The organism is Streptomyces sp. iso_384 (genome assembly GCF_056172905.1).
In genome coordinates this window covers 1-218 of record NZ_JBWBTT010000013.1, presented here as the reverse complement: position 1 = coordinate 218, position 218 = coordinate 1, and the positions used below count along the sequence as shown (strand labels likewise).

Genomic DNA, 218 nt, shown 5'->3' with positions numbered 1-218 from the left:
CGGAGCGCGCGACGACGTCGGGGTGGAGGACGGCCAGGAGTGCCTCGAAGTCGCCGCCGCGGGAGGCGGTCAGGAAGGCGTCGACGACGTCGCGTTTGCGGTCGTTGTCCGCATCGGCGGCCGGGGTGGCGCCCTGGACACGGCGCCGGGCGCGGCTGGCGAGTTGCCGGGTGGTGACCGTGGTGCGGCCGAGAATGGGGGCGATGTTGTCGAAGGGC

At 74.3% G+C, this 218-nt stretch carries 1 pseudogene; it reads right to left on the bottom strand.

Annotated elements, in window-relative coordinates:
- A pseudogene (locus AC0VY3_RS36350) lies at window positions 1-218 on the bottom strand (RNA polymerase subunit sigma-70); the annotation flags it as partial.